Origin of the sequence: Myxococcus sp. CA051A (assembly GCF_013336705.1) — a bacterium.
Taxonomy (GTDB): domain Bacteria; phylum Myxococcota; class Myxococcia; order Myxococcales; family Myxococcaceae; genus Myxococcus; species Myxococcus llanfairpwllgwyngyllgogerychwyrndrobwllllantysiliogogogochensis.
This window is the reverse complement of sequence record NZ_JABUMS010000025.1, coordinates 74302-94685: the sequence shown is the minus strand read 5'-3', so window position 1 is coordinate 94685 and position 20384 is coordinate 74302. Positions and strand designations below refer to the sequence as shown.

At 68.5% G+C, this 20384-nt stretch carries 16 protein-coding genes; 10 read left to right on the top strand and 6 right to left on the bottom strand.

The genetic code is table 11. The annotated features are described in order from the left end of the window. Positions 1-242: 242 nt before the first annotated feature. Both HUA74_RS41205 and HUA74_RS41200 read left to right on the top strand, forming a co-directional pair. The gene (locus tag HUA74_RS41205) at positions 243-2426 is read left to right on the top strand and encodes a methyl-accepting chemotaxis protein (RefSeq protein ID WP_174458961.1); all 2184 of its coding nucleotides are present in this window, start codon (positions 243-245) and stop codon (positions 2424-2426) included. 28 nt (positions 2427-2454) lie between these two features. Then, entirely contained in the window at positions 2455-2832 is a 378-nt protein-coding gene (locus HUA74_RS41200) for a hypothetical protein (protein ID WP_141648481.1), read from the top strand. A gap of 58 nt (positions 2833-2890) precedes the next feature. On the opposite strand, the gene HUA74_RS41195 is transcribed toward HUA74_RS41200, so the two are convergent. Then, positions 2891-3805 (bottom strand): hypothetical protein, encoded by a 915-nt coding sequence (locus HUA74_RS41195; protein WP_174458960.1) that lies wholly within the window; start codon positions 3803-3805, stop codon positions 2891-2893. 435 nt (positions 3806-4240) lie between these two features. Between HUA74_RS41195 and HUA74_RS41190 the strand changes: the two genes are divergently transcribed. The 5 genes from HUA74_RS41190 to HUA74_RS41170 all read left to right on the top strand — a co-directional run bounded on the left by HUA74_RS41190 (position 4241) and on the right by HUA74_RS41170 (position 8674). Then, a complete protein-coding gene (locus tag HUA74_RS41190; RefSeq protein WP_174458959.1) occupies positions 4241-5143 on the top strand; it encodes a hypothetical protein in 903 nt (300 codons plus the stop codon). A 75-nt stretch (positions 5144-5218) separates the two neighbouring features. Beyond that, positions 5219-6010 carry an enoyl-CoA hydratase/isomerase family protein gene (locus HUA74_RS41185; RefSeq protein WP_174458958.1) on the top strand — a complete coding sequence of 264 codons (792 nt, stop codon included), beginning with the start codon at positions 5219-5221 and terminating at the stop codon, positions 6008-6010. 94 nt (positions 6011-6104) lie between these two features. Next, a complete protein-coding gene (locus HUA74_RS41180) occupies positions 6105-6689 on the top strand; it encodes a hypothetical protein (RefSeq protein ID WP_174458957.1) in 585 nt (194 codons plus the stop codon). 78 nt (positions 6690-6767) lie between these two features. Continuing rightward, positions 6768-7499 (top strand): hypothetical protein, encoded by a 732-nt coding sequence (locus tag HUA74_RS41175; protein ID WP_141646925.1) that lies wholly within the window; start codon positions 6768-6770, stop codon positions 7497-7499. A gap of 521 nt (positions 7500-8020) precedes the next feature. Further along, on the top strand, positions 8021-8674 hold the full coding sequence (locus HUA74_RS41170) for a lipopolysaccharide assembly protein LapB (RefSeq protein ID WP_174458956.1): 654 nt from the start codon (positions 8021-8023) through the stop codon (positions 8672-8674). A 17-nt stretch (positions 8675-8691) separates the two neighbouring features. On the opposite strand, the gene HUA74_RS41165 is transcribed toward HUA74_RS41170, so the two are convergent. Continuing rightward, the gene (locus HUA74_RS41165) at positions 8692-9276 is read right to left on the bottom strand and encodes a TetR/AcrR family transcriptional regulator (RefSeq protein ID WP_371745766.1); all 585 of its coding nucleotides are present in this window, start codon (positions 9274-9276) and stop codon (positions 8692-8694) included. A gap of 126 nt (positions 9277-9402) precedes the next feature. Here HUA74_RS41165 and HUA74_RS41160 point away from each other — a divergent pair, with 126 nt between their 5' ends. Further along, the gene (locus HUA74_RS41160; RefSeq protein ID WP_174458954.1) at positions 9403-10218 is read left to right on the top strand and encodes an SDR family NAD(P)-dependent oxidoreductase; all 816 of its coding nucleotides are present in this window, start codon (positions 9403-9405) and stop codon (positions 10216-10218) included. 159 nt (positions 10219-10377) lie between these two features. After that, positions 10378-13788, top strand: a complete 3411-nt coding sequence (locus tag HUA74_RS41155; RefSeq protein ID WP_174458953.1) for an Ig-like domain-containing protein — start codon at positions 10378-10380, stop codon at positions 13786-13788. 92 nt (positions 13789-13880) lie between these two features. On the opposite strand, the gene HUA74_RS41150 is transcribed toward HUA74_RS41155, so the two are convergent. The 3 genes from HUA74_RS41150 to HUA74_RS41140 all read right to left on the bottom strand — a co-directional run bounded on the left by HUA74_RS41150 (position 13881) and on the right by HUA74_RS41140 (position 18115). Further along, complete coding sequence (locus HUA74_RS41150; protein ID WP_254614544.1) at positions 13881-14477, bottom strand: hypothetical protein; 597 nt, start codon at positions 14475-14477, stop codon at positions 13881-13883. A 108-nt stretch (positions 14478-14585) separates the two neighbouring features. Further along, positions 14586-15662: an MBL fold metallo-hydrolase gene (locus HUA74_RS41145; RefSeq protein WP_174458952.1), complete on the bottom strand. Its 1077-nt coding sequence runs from the start codon at positions 15660-15662 to the stop codon at positions 14586-14588. An 83-nt stretch (positions 15663-15745) separates the two neighbouring features. Next, positions 15746-18115, bottom strand: a complete 2370-nt coding sequence (locus tag HUA74_RS41140; protein WP_174458951.1) for an arylsulfatase — start codon at positions 18113-18115, stop codon at positions 15746-15748. Positions 18116-18320: 205 nt separating this feature from the next. Here HUA74_RS41140 and HUA74_RS41135 point away from each other — a divergent pair, with 205 nt between their 5' ends. Next, on the top strand, positions 18321-18788 hold the full coding sequence (locus HUA74_RS41135; protein WP_141646931.1) for a carbonic anhydrase: 468 nt from the start codon (positions 18321-18323) through the stop codon (positions 18786-18788). Between the two features lie 21 nt (positions 18789-18809). Here the strand turns inward: HUA74_RS41135 and HUA74_RS41130 are convergent, their stop codons facing one another. Further along, positions 18810-20285 carry an amino acid permease gene (locus HUA74_RS41130; RefSeq protein WP_174458950.1) on the bottom strand — a complete coding sequence of 492 codons (1476 nt, stop codon included), beginning with the start codon at positions 20283-20285 and terminating at the stop codon, positions 18810-18812. Between the last annotated feature and the right edge of the window lie 99 nt (positions 20286-20384).

Below are 20384 nucleotides of genomic sequence, written 5' to 3'. Positions count from 1 at the left end.
GGAAGACCGGGCGAGCCGTCCACGACGGCCCGCCCGGCCCGGTGCCCGATTTCCCCCGCTCCTGACACGATGTCTCGTGACAAGTGCACCTGGGTCACAACCGCCCCTCCCAAATGTTGCCGTGGCGCGTCGGAAAAGGCTCACTCCCCGGCTCCCAGAGGCCCTTCCCAAACCTTTCCTACATGTCAGGGGATGCAGACCTATTTACAGTCATGCGCCGCCAGTCGAGCATTGGCCTCCTCATGGCTGCCTACCGCCCCTCCCCGACACCTTTCGACAGCCTTGCCCCGCGCGACTCCATCGCGAGGCGTCACGCACCGTCGCGCCGAGTCGCGCGTCTGGCCCTGCTGGGCTGCGCGCTGTTCATGGCGCTCGTGCATGCACCGACGGCCCGCGCGGCCGAGGAGGCGAGTTCCTCCATCCCATTGTTGGAGGGATGGCGCTACCGCTGGGGTGACTCGCCCCAAGGCGCGGATGGACTTCCCCTGTGGGCGCAGACGGCCAACGTCGCCGAGGACTGGCGCACGATGGAGGCGCTCAAGCCGCCACCGGGACGCGGCACCCACGTCTTTCTGTGGGTCAGCATCCCGTTGCCCCAGGGGCCGTGGGCCGAGCCCGCCGTCATGCTGGGTGAGGTCACCAACGCCGTGGAGGCCTACGCCAACGGTCAGCGCGTCTATGTGAGCGGGCGACTGAACACGTCTGGCGCGGAGCTGTCCGACAACATGGCCTGGCATGTCGTGCCGGTGCCGCGCGCCGCGCTGGGTGGACATCTGCTGCTGCGCGTCCAGTCGAGCAACCCGAACATCGGCGTGGCACAGGGCGCGTTGATCGGCTCGCGGCACCAACTGCTCGCCAAGGTGACGCGCGAGGGACAGGCGCCGTTCGTCATGGGCATGCTGCTGCTGGCGGTGGCGGTGGGTTCGGGTGGAGCGTTCCTGATGCACTGGCGTCGGCGGATGCTCGCGGGCCTGGCGGTGTTCTCCGCCAGCGGCGGCTTCGTGCTGCTGGGCCTGAGCGGCATGCCCAACGCGCTCTGGGACGCGCCCATCACCGCGACGCGCTTCACGGTGCTCGGCATCTTCCTGCTCGTGTCGGGCCTCATCGAGTTCGTGTCCGACGCCATCCTCAACAACCAGCGGCGCTGGTTCCGCATTGGAGCGATGGGCTACACGGCGCTCTGCGTGGTGGCGGCCCTGTCCGCCCTGCTGGACCTGGGCACCGCGCAGCGCATCCTGGTGCCCTTCCTGCCCTTCTCCTTCATCATGCTGCTCATCTGCTTCAGCGTGGCGGCGGCGGAGGCGTGGCGGGGCAACCCCGACGCCCGCATCTTCGTGGGAGGCATGTCGGGGCTCGTGCTCTTCCTCGCGCTCACGGTGCTGCCCGTCATCGGCGTGCTGAGCTTTTCGTTGGGCAACGTGTCGCACTGGGGATACCTGGCGCTCACCCTGTCGCTGATAGGCATCGTCGCGCGACGCTCCATGGAGGTGGTGCGCTCGCTGGAGGCCCACACCCGGCAACTGGAGGAGCGGCAGCTGGAGGTGCGCAACCTGGCGGGGCGCATGGGCACCGGCGCCGGTGAGCTGGCCACGGTGGTGCAGCAACTGCGCTCCACCAGCGACCAGCAGACCGAGGGCGTCAGCCGTCAGGCGGCGGCGCTCCAGGAGGCCGAGCAGACGGTGAAGGAGATCCGCCGCTCGTCGCAGATGACGGCGGAGAAGGCCAGCTCGCTCGCCGCGTCCGCGGAAGGCGCCGAGCAGGTGGGCCGCGAAGGCAGCGCCGCGCTGGAGCGGACGCTGGCGGACCTGGCGGCGATTCGCAACGAGGTGTCGGAGATGGCCCGCCGCATCCTCGCGCTCGACGAGCGGACGCGCGAGGTGTCCGGCATCGTCGACTCGGTGAAGGACCTGGCGGACCAGTCCAACATGCTGGCCATCAACGCGGCCATCGAGGCGGCGCGCAGCGGCGAGAGCGGCCGGGGCTTCGGCGTGGTGGCGCGGGAGATGCGAGGACTGGCGGACCAGTCCATCCGCGCTACGCACCGCATCCGCGAGGTGCTCAACGGCGTGAGCGCCAGCATGCGCGAGGCGGCCCAGTTCAGCGAGAAGGGCGACGAGCGCGTCCGGCAGAGCCTGGATGCGGTGCGCACGTCCAGCGCCCAGTTCCAGGAGCTGGCCATTCTCATTGGCGACTCCAGCGCGAGCATGCGGCAGATCACCGCCGCCGTCAGCGCGCAGGACTCCGGCACCCAGCAGATGGCCATGGCCATCCAGGAGCTGTCAGGACAGATGCAGCGCACCCTGAAGACGGTTCAGGAGACGCAGGAGGCCACCCGCTCCGTCCAGTCGCTGGCGGAGAGCATGTCCGGCCTGGCCACCCAGTCGCTCCGGGCAGAAGGCTCCACGAGCGTCGCGCCACCCCGGTAGTCCCCAACACCCTCGGAGGAGAGGTCCCATGCGTACCCAGGCCGCCCTGCTGCTCGTGCTCGTCGCCGTGGCTTCAGCGTGTGGAGGGGCCCATGGGGCCGCCTCGGACCCCAACCAGCCTCCGCCCCCCAAGACAACGGTGGCGGTGGAGAGCCGGAAGCTCGTGGACGTCAACCTCTACGCGCTGACGGGGACACGGCGGATGCGGCTGGGGACCGTGCCGGGGATGTCGACGCGCAACTTCGTGTTGCCCCCGGACATGGTGGGCAACACGGACCGCATCCGCTTCGGCATCGAAATCATCGGCACCCTGGGCCACAAGAGCCTGGGCAGCGAGCGTGGCTTCGAGAGCGAGCAGGAGATGTCCGTCCGGCCCGGCGACGAGCTCTCCCTGACCATCTACTGACACCCACCCGGCGCCTTCCTTTCGTGAGGAAGGCACCGGGCTCGGGTCCTGGTTCCGGTCAGAACGACACGATGTCGCGGCGGCTCGAAGCCCCGCTTTCAAGGTCGGACAGCACCGAGGCCCCATCGAACGGCACCGGAGGCGCGGGCTCCAGGGGCCGAGCCGCGGCATCTGACGCCAGCGCGGCGGCGGTGACCTCGAGTTCGAAGAACCCGCCGTTGTTGTTCTCGTCGCTCTCCGCGACGACGCCATCCACGTCCGCCAGCACCACGACGCGGTAGCTGCCCGGAGCGATGGTCGGCGAGAAGGTGATGGTGGTGGGCGGCAAGGACCACGTCCCCGCGCCCGCGCTGATGGGAATGGCGCCAATGCCCTCCAGAATCTGGAAGTCCGGGTCGGTCAGGAAGACGCCCACGTGCGTGGCCGAGGGGGCCGCGCAGCGGGTGAAGAGTTCGAAGGAGAGGTCGGCGGAGCCTCCTGGCTGGATGGTGCCCGGGCTGAGCGTGCCGGCCGTGAAGAAGAAGTCGGGCGGCTTCGTGGTGCCCAGCAGGCTGTTGTCGCTCAACACGCCGGTGAGGTCCACGCGGCCCAGGACATACCAGGTCGATGGCTGACACCCGTTGGAGATGAACTCCAGTTGGGCCACGGTGTTGGCGGGCATGGAGAACCGGGAGATGAACTGCGTCTGGGTTCCCACCGGCGGCAGATAGGGTCCAAGTCCACTTCCCCGGAGCGCGATCTGCGTGGTGAACAGCGGGTAGACGCCGCTGCTGCCATTCGCAGTGGCCGACAAATAGAAGTTCAACTGCGCCACCGCCGCTCCAACGCCTGACTTGCTGCCGGCCATGGAGTACTGGACGTTGAAGCCCGAGAGCGGGGTCGTGATCGTCGGCGGTACCGAGATGGAGATCATCTGGACCTGCGCCCAGGCGGGAGTCGCCACCACGCCCAGCAGCAGAATGAAAGACACCACGGCGGATTTCCTTGTCATACAAAAGACAGTACACACGCCAGGAATGGCGCAGCAAGACAGACACCACCCGCCACGCCCGCGCCCATGTACACCAACCAGACACGCTTCTCCAAGGCAATCACAACCAATCCAACTTTACGACCGCGACGGAAGCTCGCGACCCTCAACAGGGCCCTCGGCCGGGAGACTCCCCCGGGAAACCGCTACACCGACAGCGAGACGCGCCGGCGCGCCACGGGCGTGCCCATCCTCCGCGCCCTCCTGAAAACACCCACACGCGGATGAAGACAGCCACTTCTTAAATTCCGATTCTTCGGAAACTCCGGACATCCCCGGCCCGACAACGTGTGGACCCCGGGTCGAATCGCGGTGCGACAGGCCCGCCGTGCACGGCCCGAGAACCGCTCGCGGGAACACCCCGCCTGGAGAAGAAAGATGCACACGAAACGGAAGATGTGGCTCCTCGCCCTGCTGTTCGTGGGGCTCTCCGCCTGTGGTGGTGAGGGCGAAGGGGTGACGGACGCGCCCGAGTCGCTCGACACGAGCACGGCCGAGCTCAACACCGCCATCTACAACCGGGCGCGCAACTACGCCGCGGCCCATCCCACGCGGGATGGCGGCACGTGGGACCAATGGTGCGGCTCGCTGATGTGGCGCTTCGGACAGTTCCCGGAGTCCTCGGCGCGGCCCTCGGCCATCGAGGCCTATCACGCGTCGACCCGGCAGCCCTACGCCGCTTCGCAGGCTCCCGCAGGGGCCTTCCACTGGTGGGACATCGGTTCGTTCGGCCACGTGGGCCTGGACCTCAACGGCGGTGGCACCACGGTCTTCATGGCCACGCGAAAGCTCGCGGAGAGCTGGGGCAACGCCATTGGCATCAACAGCGTGTCGGGGTACTCGGCGCAGTCCGGCGCGCGATATCTCGGCTGGTCGCTGGACTACGCGGGCAGCGTCATCCCGGACCATGGCCCCCTGCCCGGTGGCGGAGGTCTGCCTCGGACGTCGACGGAGGACGACGGCATCCCCGGGCCCATCTACTACAAGCGCATCCAGACGGTGGGGCGGCGGGACTTCGGCTACACGGGTCCCATCGACGGTGTCACCGGACCGAACACGGAGAAGATTCGCGTGAGAATCACGGCGCGCGAGCTCAACCGTCGGGGCGGCCCGCGCACCTCCGCGCAAGAAGACGGAATCCCAGGCGCCATCTACTGGCAGCGCGTCCAGACGGTGGGCCGGGGGTTCGGCTACACGGGCCCCATCGACGGGATTCCCGGCCCGAACACGTACAAGGCCGAGCACCGCATCTGCGGGTACGCCGTGAATCGGGCGTTCTAGACGGAAGGCCCCTGCCCTCGCGCTCACAATGCCCTTTCCGCCGAGCGCGAGGGCGGATGCGGCTACAGTCCGCGCATGACTGTCCAGGCCACGGGCGTGCTGCTCGACCTTGAAGGTGGCGTCGCCACGCTCACGCTGAACGATGCCGCGCGCCGCAACGCGATGACTCCCGAGCTGGGGGATGCGCTTCGTGCGCGGGTGGAAGAGCTGCGTGGGCGGGAGGACGTGCGCGCCGTCGTCCTCGCCGGAGCGGGCGGGACGTTCTCCGCGGGCGGCGACCTCCTGATGCTGGAGCGACTGCGCCAGGTCTCCTTCGAGGAGGCCCGCGTCTTCATGCTCGACTTCTACTCACGCTATCTCAGCATCCTGGACCTGCCCGTCCCCACGGTGGCGGCGGTGGAGGGCGCGGCCATTGGCGCGGGGCTGTGTGTCGCGCTCGCGTGCGACATGTGCATCGTCTCCGAGGACGCGAAGCTCGCCCTCAACTTCGTGCAGCTCGGCCTGCATCCCGGCATGGGCGCCACGTGGCTCGTGCCACTGCGCACAGGCCCGCAGCGCGCCGCGGAGCTGCTGCTCACCGGGCGGCGCTTCGATGGCCGCGAGGCGGTGCGGCTCGGGCTCGCGCTGGAGGCCACCCCCGCCACGGAGACCCGGACCCGCGCACGCGCTCTCGCGACGGGCATCGCGTCGAACGCTCCGCTCGCGACCCGGGGACTCAAGCAGCGGCTCGGCCTGGACCGCGCGGGGCTCCATCGCGCGCTGGCGGAAGAGGCCCGGCTCCAGGCGGAGAGCTACGGCAGCTCAGACCTGGGCGAAGGACTCGCCGCCGCCGCGGCGCGACGGCCTCCCGTGTTCCAGGGGCGGTAATCCGCCCATCGCCGTGCTTCCTCGTCGCCAGGGTTCGCGACATGCTGCCGGGCGGCTTCGCGGTGGACGCGAGACAGCGGCGGGAGGGATGGAGATGGGACAGCTTCGACTGGAGCGACACCTGCACGGGGTGCACGTGGTGCTCATGTGCACGGACGACGCGGAGGAACAGGCGGAGTGGGTGCTGAGCGTGCTCGAGCGCCTGCCTCCCGGCGGACTCATCCCCGGACGCACGCTGCGCTTCGGCTGGTCCAACCTGCGCCTGGACCCGCGCGGAGATTCGCTGGTGGTGACGGAGCCCGACTTCGACGGCAACCCGCTGACCGACTGGCGCGACGACATCACCGTGACGCTGCGAGTCCAGGGGCGGATGCTCGAGACGACGCAGACGGTGGGCACCGAGCCCCTGTTTCCTCGCTACGGGGACAAGGTCGCGGCCGTGCCCGGCTGGGACAGGAGCCCCCGGGTCGCCATGGCGCGCGCACGCGCCCCCGAGGGCACCGACTCCGGCTGGCTCATCGTCCCACCCGGCCCGCCCGGCGATGAGACCTTCGAGACCTTCCCCGTGTACGCCCTGCTGCGTCGCCGCCCCGCGTTGCTGTCCGCGCTCGCCCTCCCTGGAGGATGGGTGGCGGAGTTCGAGGACGACACGCTCGTGGGCTACGGCAAGCCCGACTGAGAATCCGGGTCCGCGTCAGGTACGCTCCGAGCGAACCGTCCTGGGCCCCCAACTCAAAAATTCGAAGACACGAACATCATGACCAAGCTCAATCAGATCATCGCCGTCGAGAAGGGCGTCAAGAACCGCTCCCAGCAGGAGCTGACGCAGGCCCACCACGACCTCCAGAAGCCGCAGCTGCTCAACGGCATCTCCCGCACCTATCAGCCCCGTGACGAAGAGGGTGAGCGCTTCCCTCCCGAGTCCACGCGCGTGCAGGTGCGCACCGACGACGTGCTGAAGAAGACGAAGGAAATCCTCACCCGGCTCTTCGACGTCACCGCCACCAAGGACCTCACCAACTGTCACGCGAAGGCGGACGTGCGTGTCGACGGCAAGGTGCTGCTCAAGGGCGCCCCCGCCACGTACCTGCTCTTCCTGGAGAAGCAGCTGGTGGACCTGCAGACCTTCGTGAAGAAGCTGCCCACGCTGGACCCGTCGGAGTCCTGGGTCCCCGACCCGGCGCAGGGCCTGTGGGCCACCGAGCCGGTGCAGACCGCGAAGACGAAGAAGGTCCCCCGCAACCACGTGAAGGCCGAGGCCACCGAGAAGCACCCCGCCCAGGTGGAGGTCTATTACGAGGACATCGTCGTCGGTTACTGGAAGACGGTGAAGTACTCGGGCGCTCTCCCCGCCGTCCGGGTCAATGAGCTGGTGGAGCGTGTGGAGAAGCTTCAGCAGGCGGTCAAGTTCGCGCGCGAGGAAGCCAACGCGGTGGAGGTCGAAGAGTTGAAGTCGGGCGAGGTTCTCCTCGGCTACCTCTTCAGCTAGACTCGGCGCGCAGTCCTTTCGGAGTACAAGCTCAAACTCAGCAGCAAGTTGATGCCGAGCGTTCCCGGGTCGCCTTCAGTGCAGGTTCGAACCCTGCCCCCGCCATCCACTCCTGCGGCGGGGTAGCCCAACTGGTAGAGGCAAGCGACGTCACGGGCCCGCGAAGCACCCCACGCTCAGATTCTCACTCCAGACTCAGCATTCGCTGTCGCAGGTCCGATCAACCGCCTTCGCCCTTCTCCCCGAGATGCTGGTGCAATTCCAGCCCGCCGCTCCACTCGCTTGCGCGGCGGTCGTTCAATCGCAGGACACGGGGCATCAGACTGAGGCGAAGTCTTAAACGTGCGGACCTCATCCATGGCAGCACCCCGAGCCCGGTCAGGAGGACACCCTGATCGGGCTCACCTATTTGTCCCGTCGAAACTTCCAGCGCGGCTGTTTCACCTGGCGGACATGTCTCGCCGTGAGGGCTCGTGTGGGGTTGCCCTCGGCGCGCGGGGCGACTTCAATGCGGAGTCGCGATGCTGTTCGGAAGCAAGACGCCGCCGTCCCGTTCGGAGCTCGTCACCGAGGCGGACCTGGCTCGCTCGAAGGGCCGGCTGAACAAGGCCATCTCTGGTTACCGGAAGGCGCTGGAGCTGGAGCCGAAGGACGCGGTGGTGCTCGGCAAGCTCGCGCCGCTGCTGGCCCGGGTGAAGCAGCCGGAGGCCGCGCTGGAGAGCTTCCGCGCGGCGGCCCAGGTCCATCTGGACAAGGGTTTCGCGGACAAGGCGCTCGCCGTCTATGCGCAGGCGGCGGAGCTGTTTCCCCTGGAGCTGGACCTCTGGCGACAGGTGTCGCAACTCCACGTCGTGAAGGGACACCGCGCGGAGGCCGTGAAGACACTGCTCCGAGGCCGGCTCCACTTCCGTCGCGGGGCCGAGCGGCCTGGTGCCATCCTCCTGCTTCGCGAGACGCTCGCGCTGGACGCGACGTTGTTCGAGGTGAAGCTGGACCTGGCGCTCCTGCTCGCGCGACAGAAGCAGCGTGACGAAGCGCTCGCGGTGCTGGAGCCCCTGCCCGCGGAAGCGAAGAGTCGCCGCCACATGCGCAGGTTGCGGTGGACGCAAGCCCAGGTGACGCCGACCGTCGGAGCGTTCGCGTCGTGGCTGCGCGCGGTGCTGCTGGGCCGCTAAGCGTCAGCCCTTGGCAGTCATGAGCCGTGAGCCTCCCTGGACTTGACGCTCTGCCACGCGAGCCTTGGCAGTTGGCCTCGCATCCAGGAGGGCTCCAGCGGAGCGCCCGCGAGGAAGCGGCGGCAGGCCTCGTGACTCGGGCCGAGCAGCACGACATCCAGCAGCAGCGGCGGCCACGGTGGCAGCGAGCCCTCCGCGATGAAGCGCCCGAAGTGCTGGACGATGGGCGCGAGCAGCTCCGCCTTGCGCGCCGTGAGCGCTCCCGCAGCGTGCGTCCCCAGCTCCATCGCCATCGCCTGGTACATGAAGCGCCCTTCATCCCGGTGGGCGAAGATCCACTCCAGGTGGCCATCCACCAAGGCCACCACGGCCGCCTCCGCCGTGGTGGTGGGCAACACGCGCTCCGACAGGTGCGTGAAGAGGCGCTCGAAGGTGCGAATCAGCAACGCCAGTGTCAGGTCCGGCAGCCCGTCGAAGAGGTGGTAGACGCTCGACGGGCTCGCCCCCGCGGCCTTGCGAATCTCCTCGATGCCCGTGCTGAGAACGCCCCGCTCCGCGAAGCAGTGCAGCGCCGCATCCAGCAAGGCATCGCGTCGCTTCACCCCGTCCCGTCGTGCTGGCCCCATCGCCCTACCCTATGCGCTGCCCCCTCCTTGGGTCATCAAACCCCAGACTCTCGAATTGGAATATTCTTCCAATTCATGAACAGGGCTGGCAGGCTGGTGTCCATGGCCGACCTCATCCTCACTGGAGCGTCGCGTGGCATCGGTCACGCGCTGGCAAAGGCCCTCGCGAAGTCGACGGAGGACCGACTCATCCTGGTTGCTCGGGACCGGGCCCGATTGGACGCGCTGGTGCTCTCCATCCAGCGGGACGGCGGGCAGGCGCTCGCCGTGCCTGGAGACCTTTCCTCTCTCGCGGCGGCGCGCGACCTGGGGCGGCGATTGGTGGACGTAGTGGGCCCCGAGTCCACGCTGGTGCACAACGCGGGCGTGTGGCCATCGCGACGGGAGCTGACGCCGGACGGGCTGGAGCGGGCGTTCGTGGTGAATCATGCCGCGCCGTGGGTGATGCAGCAGGCGTTGCTCGACGCGGGCCGGCTGCGCCGCATCCTGCTGGTGAGCGCGGGACTGTTGGTGAAGGGCCGGTTCGACGCGGCGCGCACACCCATGGGTGAGGACTTCTCCAGCATCCGGACCTACTGCGACACCAAGCTCGGCTTCGCGCTCGCGATGCGCGACGTCGCCACCGAACATCCGGAGCTGGACGTGCTCGTGATGCATCCCGGCGTCGTGCGCACGGACCTGGGTGCGCGCACGGGGCCCGTGGGCTGGCTGCTCTCGCTCGTGAAGCGCGGCTGGGAGTCGCCGGAGGTCTGCGCCGAGCGCCTCGTCCGAGTCCTCTCCAGGAAGCGTTGGTCTCCTCCGGGACAGGCCTCCTGGTGGATGGAGGAAACGGAGCAACCCTGGCCCGCGGTGACGGAGGATGTCGCCACGCGGCGCGCCGTGCGCGAGGTCCACGCGCGACTGTTCCCGGGCACTTGAGGCCCGCGCGGCCGCGGGCTCGTCCCGCGCGGAGGACGACTCGTCACCGGCGCCGGAGCTTCCGTCACATCCCCGCCCTCGCTGTCGACACGTCCCGCTACGACACGGTGCTCCAGCGCCTCCGGTGTTCGCCGGCGGCCCGTAGCGAGGAGCGTGTCCATGCATCGCCCGATATCCATCCGAAGCCTGTTCCTGGCGAGCGCCCTCACCCTGGCCTTCGTGCCCGGGTGTCAGGACGCCCCGCCGCCCGCTGACTCCCCTCCCGAGCCGCTGGGTGCCGCCACCCAGGGCCTCACCTGCGGCGACAGCCTCATCCCCGCGATGACGGCCGGCGATGCTCCGAGCGGGCTCGCCATCGGCTCCAGCCAGCTCAGTGCGTCCAACCCCGGCTGGATGGCGCTCGACGGCAGCGACACCACCATGTGGCTCTCCGCGAGCGGACAGGCCACGGCCTGGCTCACCTACGAGTTCTTCAACGGCCCCAAGACAGTCACGCACTACGCCATCAAGTTCTCCAACGGCACGCTCAACGCACGAGCGCCACGGGACTGGACGCTGCAGGGCTGGTCCGGCACCGCGTGGAACACGATTGACTCGCGCACGCTCCAGACGAACTGGGGAGGCACCGAGCAGCGCGAGTTCGCCGTCGCGTCTCCCACGGCCTACAGCAAGTACCGCCTGGTGGTGACGGAGGACAACGCGGCCGGCACGGGCGTGGACGTCCTCTCCATCGGCAAGCTGAGCTTCTACAACTGCGCCTGCGCCGCCAGCGTCAACCAGGTACCGGACATGACGAGCGCGACCGCGCCCTCCGGCATCGTCACTGCCTCGGGGGTCATCGACGCGGAGCCGGAGTACGACGCCTGGAAGGCGTTCGACAGCGTGGCCACCGGAACATCCATGTGGATCTCCGCCATCAAGCAGACTCCCGCGTGGTTGGCCTACGAGTGGACGGACGGTCCTCGCATCGTCAGCCGGTACGCCATCAAGTACGCCAACGGAGACATTACCACGCGCGCGCCGAAGAACTGGACCTTCCAGGGCTGGAACGGCAGCGCGTGGGTGACGGTGGACACGCGCATCGACGAGATGAACTGGTTGGGCGCGGAGCGGCGCGAGTACACGCTCAGCACCCCGAGGACGTTCAGCAAGTTCCGGCTGAACGTGACGGACGACAATGATTCTCGCACCGGGGTCGAGGTCATCTCCCTGGCGCGGCTGGAGCTGCTCGGCTGCGTGCGCGACACGGTGGCGCCCATCGTCCCGGTGTTCACGGGCTTCACGCCGGCCTCTCCCAGCACGCAGACCAGTACGACTCTCGCCGGCACCACGGAGGCGGGAGCCACCGTGCGGCTCTTCTCTGGAAGCAGCTGCGCCGGAAGCCCCCTCGCGAGCGTGACGGCCACCGCCACGGGCACCTTCACCCGCCCCTTCACCATGACGGCCAACACCACGAGCACCTTCTCCGCGAAGGCGGAGGACGCCGTGGGCAACATCTCCGCGTGCTCCGCCGCCATCAGCTATGTCCATGACAACATCGCCCCCACCACGCCCTTCCAGCTCGGCTTCGTCCCCAATGGAGTGGGAACGCAGTTGACGCCCCTGCTCGAAGGTCGCACCGAGGCGGGCGCGCTTGTCCGCGTCTTCCAGAACTCCAGCTGCGGAGGGACTCCGCTGACCACCACCACGGCGAACGCGACGACCGGCAACTTCAGCATCAACCTCACCGTGGGGACCAACTCGGTGACGACGTTCTCCTTGCGAGCCGTGGATGCCGCTGGCAACACCTCCGGCTGCTCTCCGACGGTGGCGTACACGCACGACAACCTCGCGCCGCTGCCGGCCACCTTCATACCGGGACTGGTGCCCTTCCCCCAGGCGCCCTTCGTCAGCGCGGTGCGCACCCTGGCCGAGCCTCGCACGCGGGTGGTCCTCTTCTCGAACGCGGGCTGCACCACGCCCATGGGCACGGAGGTGCCGTTGGACAATGCCGGCAACGCGATGGTGCCGCTGCTCGCCAACCAGGTCGGTGTCACCGTCTTCGCGAGGGTCCGGGACGCGGCGGGCAATCAGTCCTCCTGCACGTCCTTCACGGAGACCTGCGTCGCGGGCTTCCTGGACTGCGATGGCAATCCGGGCAACGGGTGTGAGACGTCGATGATGGAAGACGCGGCGAACTGCGGCGCGTGCGGCACCGTGTGCGGTGGCGCGGCCTCGGCGAGCGGCGTCTGTGGCGCGGGGACGTGTGGCCTCGGCTGCGCGGTGGGCACCTTCGACTGCGACGGCAACACGGTCAACGGCTGCGAGTCATCCACGGCCTGTGCTCCAGGCGTGTGTCAGGTGACGCCGAACCGCGAGCTGCTCATCACCGACCTGTCCGTGGTGGAAGACCCGGTGCGCACCACCGGCAACGGCGTCTGGACGTTCGGCACGCTGATGCGCCGCATGAACGGCGGGCAGAATCCCTCCGAGCTGGTGCGCAACTGGCTGAAGACGTGGGAGCAGGACCAGTTCATCGAGGCCTCGTTCGTCGCCGCGCGCACGCGCATCCGCCCCGACGTGCTCGGGCCGTGGGAGGCACGCAGCGGCGGCCCCACCGCACAACTCGACTTCAACACGGCGCCATTCCGACTGCTCGCCATCGTCAACCGCATTGACCTGCGCAGCGAAGGTACGCACTCGGGTGAGGGCCGCTTCGTCTTCGGCGTCACCACGCCCACGGGCCAGCCGCTGCCGTTCACCGTCATCCTTGAGTACATGCTGCCCGGCGATGGGCCGGAGGACATCCAGCGCTGGGCCCGTGACTGGCACGAGTTGGGCACGCTGAGCCTCGGCACACCCGCGTTCAACACGAAGCTCCAGGCGCTCACGGACCGCTTCACCCAGTCGTTCGTGGCACCCGGCCACTTCATGGGCAGCGCCATCCATCAGGTGCGCACCAACGAGAACGCGCTGGACCCGCTGTGGGAGCTGCGCGAGTTCCGCTTCGGGCCCACCGGCCTGGCCCCCGCTCCCGTGGCCCTCACGCCGGAGCTCTTCCACGCCGGCACGCCCCTGGTGTCGAACTACGTGCAGCAGAACGTGGTGCCCCTCATGAACGGCACCCACGAGGTGCCGGCCTTCTTCGAGGGACAGCCCTTCCTGGCGGGCTCCGCGCTCACGCCGTTCTTCTTCTTCTGGGACGCGCCGGGCGCGGACCCCGAGGCCCGGCATCGCTTCTCCCTGAACACGTGCAACGGCTGCCACGCGGGGGAGACGCAGACCCCCTTCCTCCACATCTTCCCGCGCTCGGCCGGTAGCGCCTCGGGCCCGTCGCCCTTCATGGTCAGCCAGGCGCCGACTCCAGACCCCGTGAACTCCTCCATCACCCGCGTCTTCGACGACCTGGGCCGGCGAGACGACGACCTGGAGAACCTGGTGTGCGGAGCACCGCAGGGCTTCCAGGCGATGACGGGCTCCGTGGGCGAGGCCCTCCTCGCGCCACGCTCACTGAGCAGCGCGAAGAACCTGGACGCTGCCGTGCCGGGCTTCCCGCCCCGCTCGAACCTGCCTCCAGGCCGCGTCCACTGAGACGCACCGGACACACGAAGTGAATGGGCCGGGCTCCACCAAGGCGCGTGGAGTCCGGCCCGAATCATGTCCAAAGGACATCACGCGCTGGCTCAGAAACTCCCGAGCATCCAGGCACTGCCCACGAGGATGGAGACCGTGGACGCCACACGAGGCACATGCGTCGCCAGCTTGGAGGAGAACTGCTTGATGCGGGAAAAGGCGGCGATGCTCGCGGTGAGCGCGGACATGGCCATCGTGCTGCCGATGGAGAACCCGCCCAGGTAGAGGGCCTGCTCCGGCGCCGTGCCCGACACCGCGATGGGGAGCAGCAACACCAGCGCGGATGCACCCGTCAGACCGTGCACCAGCCCCACGGCGAGCACGCCTCGGGACGCCAGGGCCTCATCGCCCGCGCCCAGCTTCCGCCGCAGTCCCCAGACGCCCATCCCCAGCAGCGCGAGTCCCGCGAGGCGTTCGGCCCAGCGATCAACGGACTCCAGATGCACCGCGGACAGGAGCACCAGCAGCACTCCCGCGGCGATCAGGGTTCCGAGCCCATGGCCGAATCCCCACAGCAGCCCCACCCGCCACGCGCCCCGACGACGTCCCACCGAAAGAGGGGCGAGACTCAGCAGGTGGTCCGGTCCCGCCAGTGCGTGCAGCGCACCTGAACCGACAGCCGCGAGCGCGATGAGGGGCATGGTCATGGTGGTATCCACCTGCTGAGGGAGAGATGCCCATCCCCCCGCCCGCGTTCCAAGACATCGACTCAGGGGTCCCGCGAAGCCCCGCCGCCCGGTCGATTGAACGCCCGCCTACCCGCCCAGGACGGGCCCTGGGGCCAGCACTCCCGCCGAGACTTCCCGCCACCAGGGCGTGGCCTGCTCCAGGCGCAGGGGCTCGCTCGCGGCCCCCAGGCGAGGCGTGAAGAGCCGGACCTGCTGCTCGGAGGCCAGCCGGAGCAGCGTCTCCGCGGGCTCATCCCATGCGTGCAGGGCCAGGTTGAAGGTGCCCCAGTGCACCGGCATCAACCGGCCGCCCCCGAGCATCTCGTGGGCCTTGAGCGCGTTCTCCGGTCCCAGGTGGATGGTGCCCCAGCTCGGATGAAAGGCACCCACCTCCAGCATCACCAAGTCGAACGGACCATGTCTCCGCCCCACTTCGCGCAGCTCCTCCGTCAGCCCTGTGTCACCACTGAAGAAGAGGCGGTGCTTGTCACCCTCCAGAACCCAGGACGCCCACAGCGTCCGGTTCCGGTCGCCCAAGCCGCGCCCGGAGAAGTGCTGCGACGGCGTGGCGGTGAGTGTCACCGGTCCCACCGTGGTCCGCTCCCACCAGTCCAGCTCGGTGATCAGCTCCGGCGCCACACCGTAGGCCTCCAGGTGGGCCCCCACGCCCAGGGCCGTGACGAACGGAACGCGCCGCTTCGCCAGGGCCTGGATGGTGGGCCGGCACAGGTGGTCATAGTGGTCGTGCGACAGCAGCACCACGTCCAGCTCCGGCAACGCGTCCAGGGACACCGGCGCCTCGTGGAAACGCCGAGGCCCGGCGAAGGACATGGGCGAGGCACGCTCGCCGAACACGGGGTCCGTCAGGATGCGCGCGCCGTCCAGCTCCAGCAGCATCGTGCTGTGCCCCAGCCACGTCACCCGCAGGCCGGTGTCGGGCCTCCGTCCCCAGGCTTCCAGCGGGTTCTCCAGGGGCAACGGCCCCGGAGGCGTGCGCTGCGCGCCCCCGAAGAAGTACTCGCCGAGCAACGGCAGGGGGTTGCCCTGGATGCCAGGGTGCACGGGCGCGGTGTTGCGGAACCGACCCTCCGCGAACTGGCGGGAGGCGCTCACCCGCTCGAGTCGCAGCCCCGAGATATGCCCACCACGGCTGGAAGAAGACATGTCGTCGTGTCTAACGCCTTGGCCCGATTCTGGCCACCCCACCAGGAGGGCGAGCGATGGGTCGCCCTCCCGGCGGGTGGAAGTCAGTCCAGTCGGACGTGCTGCTCCAACCGCTCCTCGGCCGTCAGCTCGCGGTTGGCGACCTCCAGGTCGAAGTCGAAGGTGGCGTACTCGATGCGGCCCGTGAAGGGGAACGTCCCCCGGTCCAGGTACCCGCGGCTCACGGGCGAACGAGAGTCCATTCCGACATCCATGCACTCGGTGCTGAAACGCCCGCGACACTGACGCGGAATCGCCACGTGGCCCACGTCCTTGCCGTTGATGAAGATGCGTGCCGACGCGGGGCCGCCCAGCGTGTCGGACTCATTGGTGAACGCGAGCTTCAGCTCCACCCGCCCCGTGGGGACCTCGATGTCCGACACGGCCTCGTGCCGCTCCACGTCGAAGAAGTTGTAGTGGTACACGAGCCGCCGGTCCTTCACGTACAGCGACCAACCACCCATGTCTCCGCCCACGCAGACCAGCACGCCCTCGGTGCCCTCCGAGGGAAGGTCCGCTCCGACGGTGAGCGTGTAGCTGATGTTGTTCGTCTTCGGCGCGCTGCCCTCCGGCAGATAGGTCATGCCCGAGTAGAACGTGACGCGCTTGCGCCCGTAGAACCAGCTCGGGCGGAGCGTGACGTCCGCGCGCTCGATGAACCGGTCATCCAGGGGCAGCACGTCGTACTTCGCCGCCTCCACCATGAACAGGTCCTGGAGCTCGCGCAGCTTCTCGGGATGTCGGGCCGCGACGTCCACCGCCTGGCTGTAGTCGCCCCGGAGGTCATAAAGCTCCCAGCGGTCCTTGGCGAAGTCCGCCGTTCCCACCGTCTGCCACGGCAACCGGCCATGTCGGCATGAGGCCATCCAGCCATCGCGATACAGCGCCCGGTTGCCGAACATCTCGAAGTACTGGGTGGTCCGCGTGCTCGGAGCGTCCTCGGCCTTTTCATCGAAGGTGTACGCCAGGCTGACGCCCTCGATGGGCTTCTGCGGCGTGCCCTTCATCATCGTCGGCTCGGTGATGCCGATGACCTCCAGCAACGTGGGCGCGATGTCGATGATGTGGTGGAACTGGAAGCGCGAGCCACCTCCCTCGGTGATTTCGCGAGGCCACGAAACAATCATCGGGTTGCGCGTGCCACCGAAGTGCGAGGCCACCTGCTTCGTCCACTGGAACGGCGTGTCGCCCGCCCAGGCCCAGCCCACCGGGTAGTGCGGCGACGTGCCCGGCAGGCCTATCTCGTCCTGTCGGTCCAGGAGCTGCTGGAGGTCGGGCGCGTACCCTCCCAGCGTCAGCATCTCGTTGAGGGTGCCCGTGAGCGTGCCCTCCGCGCTCGAGCCATTGTCTCCGATGATGTAGAGCACGAGCGTGTTCTCCAGCTCACCCAGGTCGTCGAGTGCCTGGACGACTCGGCCCACCTCGTGGTCCGCGTGGGACAGGAAGTCCGCGTAGTTCTCCGCCATGCGACTGAAGAGCTGCTTCTGCTCGTCGTCGAAGGAGTCCCAGGCCGGAATCTCCGCGGGGCGCGCGGTGAGCTTCGCGTCGGGAGGAACCACGCCCAGCTCTATCTGCCGCTTGAACACCTCCTCGCGATAGGCGTCCCAGCCCTGGTCGAACTTCCCCTGATGCCGGCCTCGCCAGTCGAGTGGTGGCTGGTGCGGCGCATGGCCCGCGCCGGGTGCGAAATAGAGGAACAGCGGACGCTGTGGGGCAATCGACTTCTGCTGGCGCATCCACCCGATGCAGTCATCCGCGAGGTCTCGCGTGAGCTGATAGCCCTCCTCGGGCGTCCGGCCGGCCTCCACGGGCTCCGTGCCCCGATAGAGCGCGGGACGGAACTGGTCCGTCTCACCGCCGATGAAGCCGTAGAAGTAGTCGAAGCCCCGCTGCGTGGGCCAGTTGTCGAACGGCCCCGCCGCGCTCGTCTGGTTGTCGGGGACGTTGTGGTTCTTCCCCCACCAGGCCGTGCCGTAACCATTCTGTTGGAGGGTCTCCGCGATGGTGCCACAGCTCTTGGGGATGATGCCCGTGTAGCCGGGGTAGCCCGTGCCTATCTCGCCGATGACTCCCGACGCGGCGCTGTGGTGGTTGCGGCCGGTGAGCAACGCGGCCCGCGTGGGCGAGCAGAGCGCGGTGGTGTGGAACTGGCAATACTTCAACCCGCTCCGCGCGAGCCGCTCGGCCGTCGGCATCGAGACCCGTCCGCCGAACGCGCTGGACCACCCATAGCCCACGTCGTCCAGCAGCACGAGCAGCACGTTGGGCGCGCGCTCTGGCGCGTTCGGCTGGCGCGGGAAGTCGGGCTTCGAGTCCTGATAGGTCAGCCCGATCTTCGCTTTCGAGAAGCGGTACTCCGGGCCTGGGTAGACGTGGCGATCCACCTTCCGAGGGAACCGAGGCTTCCTGGCCATCGCACGAGTCCTTGCTGCGCCGGGCGCAAAGAAAACCGAGGGCACGGCACCATGGAGACAGGTGGGCCCCCCTGGACGCGCCTTCAAGCCACCCCCGAGCGCCGCCCAGCCCCCGGGCCTGTGTCCACCCCCTGGACGACGGGGAGGAACAGCCAGGCACGCATCCGCTCGAACCCTGGGAGGTGAAACCCGCTAGGGTGCCGCCATGATCGACGAGAAGCCGTTCGTCTCCCGCCACCGCTACGAGCACCACCATCCGACGGTGCTCGCCATCTATTGCTCGGATGGACGCTTCACGGATGCCGTGGAGGACCTCGCCACCCACCTGGGCCATGAGCGCATCGATACGCTGACCATCCCCGGTGGTCCCGCGCTCCTCAACCGCTGGGTGGCTGACTATCTGGAGAGCGACACCATCACCCGCGCGGCACGCTTCCTCATCATCGGCCACCACATCGAGGAGGTCCTCCTGCTCGCTCACGCCAACTGCGGCTACTACCAGTCCCGTCACGGAACGATGGGGCCGGAGTTCATCGCGGAGCAGCAGGTCCAGGATCTGCGTCACGCCGCCGAGCAGCTCCAGAAGGAGCACACCGGCATCCGCGTGCGCCCCTTCTTCGTCCACCCGGAAGCGGAGCGCATCCACTTCAAGCCCGTAGCCCTCCACGACTGAGGCCGCGGACGACCCTCTGGCTCAGCGCGAGTCCGTCCGCCCCGCCGCCTCCGCTTGCCCCACGCGGGAGTGCTTGCGGCCGTAGCCGAAGTAGATGACCAACCCCAGCGCGAGCCAGAGGATGAGGCGTATCCAGGTCTCCGTGCCAAGGCCCAGCATCAGGGCCGTGCAGACGAAGATGCCCAGGATGGGGACCACGGGCACGAAGGGCGTCCGAAAGGGCCTGGGCAGATCCGGCCGCGTGTAGCGCAACACCAGGATTCCGGCACAGACGACCACGAACGCGAACAGCGTTCCGATGGAGACGAGGTGCCCGAGCAACCCGATGGGAAACAGCCCCGCCACCACCATGGACACGGCTCCGGTGATGAGCGTGGACACATAGGGCGTGCGGAAGCGCGGATGGATGCGGCCGAAGAACGGTGGCAACAACCCGTCGCGCGACATGGCGAAGAAGATGCGCGGCTGCCCCATCAACATGACGAGCACCACGGACGCCAGTCCCGCGATGGCCCCCACCCCGACGATGGGGCGGAGCCATTGCAGGGCCGGGCCCCCCTCGGAGATGGCCACGTACACGGGCTCGGGCACGTTCAGCGTGCGGTACGGCGCCAGGCCCGTCATCACCGCCGCCATCAGGACGTAGAGCACCGTGCACACGATGAGCGAGCCGAGGATTCCCGTGGGCAGGTCCTTCGACGGGTTCTTCGTCTCCTGCGCGGCCGTCGAGACGGCGTCGAAGCCGATGTACGCGAAGAAGATGACGCCCGCTCCCGACAGCACCCCGCTCCAGCCAAACTCTCCGAAGCGCCCGGTGTTGGGAGGGATGAAGGGCGTCCAGTGCTCCCGCTCGACGTGGAAGGCGCCGAAGACGATGACGAGCAGGACGATGGCGACCTTCACGAAGACGATGATGTTGTTGACGCGCGCCGACTCGTGGATGCCGACGACGAGCAGCACCGTGAGCACGCCCACCAGCAGCACCGCCGGAAGGTTGATGAGCGCTCCGGTGGCGTGAGGGATGAGCGAGCCCGGCGCGGTGTCGAACGGAGCATTCGCCAAGGCCGCCGGCAGCTGCCACCCCACGTAGTCGCGAAGGAAGGCCGTCAGGTAGCCGGACCACCCCACCGCCACGGCCGAGGACGCGAAGAGATACTCCAGCATCAGGTCCCAGCCGATGATCCACGCCACCAGTTCGCCCAGCGTGGCGTAGCCGTACGTGTATGCGCTGCCGGCGACGGGAATCATCGAGGCGAACTCCGCGTAGCACAGCCCCGCGAAGAGACAGCCGACCCCGGCCAGGACGAACGACAGGACGATGGCGGGCCCCGCGTGCTGCGCCGCCGCCGTCCCCGTCACGACGAAGATGCCCGCGCCGATGATGGCCCCGATTCCCAGCAACGTCAGCTGGAACCCATTGAGGGTGCGGTGCAGCTCATGCCCCGCGCCATCCTCGTCCTGGAGCCTCGCGAGGCTCTTCTTCGACCAGATTCCCACGGGCGGCAGTCAATGCCGGCCCGCGAGCATTCGGAAGCACGGACAGCGGCGCTCGTCGGCAAGTGTCACCCGGCGAGCGAATCACCGGAGCGGCGCCCC

Bases quoted from the DNA above. Each gene is read 5' to 3' on its own strand.
- HUA74_RS41205 (WP_174458961.1), top strand. From the start codon at position 243: ATGGCTGCCTACCGCCCCTCCCCGACACCTTTCGACAGCCTTGCCCCG.
- HUA74_RS41145 (WP_174458952.1), bottom strand. From the start codon at position 15,662: ATGTCTTCTTCCAGCCGTGGTGGGCATATCTCGGGGCTGCGACTCGAG.
- HUA74_RS41135 (WP_141646931.1), top strand. From the start codon at position 18,321: ATGATCGACGAGAAGCCGTTCGTCTCCCGCCACCGCTACGAGCACCAC.
- HUA74_RS41180 (WP_174458957.1), top strand. From the start codon at position 6,105: ATGGGACAGCTTCGACTGGAGCGACACCTGCACGGGGTGCACGTGGTG.
- HUA74_RS41175 (WP_141646925.1), top strand. From the start codon at position 6,768: ATGACCAAGCTCAATCAGATCATCGCCGTCGAGAAGGGCGTCAAGAAC.
- HUA74_RS41170 (WP_174458956.1), top strand. From the start codon at position 8,021: ATGCTGTTCGGAAGCAAGACGCCGCCGTCCCGTTCGGAGCTCGTCACC.
- HUA74_RS41140 (WP_174458951.1), bottom strand. From the start codon at position 18,115: ATGGCCAGGAAGCCTCGGTTCCCTCGGAAGGTGGATCGCCACGTCTAC.
- HUA74_RS41160 (WP_174458954.1), top strand. From the start codon at position 9,403: ATGGCCGACCTCATCCTCACTGGAGCGTCGCGTGGCATCGGTCACGCG.
- HUA74_RS41155 (WP_174458953.1), top strand. From the start codon at position 10,378: ATGCATCGCCCGATATCCATCCGAAGCCTGTTCCTGGCGAGCGCCCTC.
- HUA74_RS41185 (WP_174458958.1), top strand. From the start codon at position 5,219: ATGACTGTCCAGGCCACGGGCGTGCTGCTCGACCTTGAAGGTGGCGTC.
- HUA74_RS41150 (WP_254614544.1), bottom strand. From the start codon at position 14,477: ATGACCATGCCCCTCATCGCGCTCGCGGCTGTCGGTTCAGGTGCGCTG.
- HUA74_RS41190 (WP_174458959.1), top strand. From the start codon at position 4,241: ATGCACACGAAACGGAAGATGTGGCTCCTCGCCCTGCTGTTCGTGGGG.
- HUA74_RS41200 (WP_141648481.1), top strand. From the start codon at position 2,455: ATGCGTACCCAGGCCGCCCTGCTGCTCGTGCTCGTCGCCGTGGCTTCA.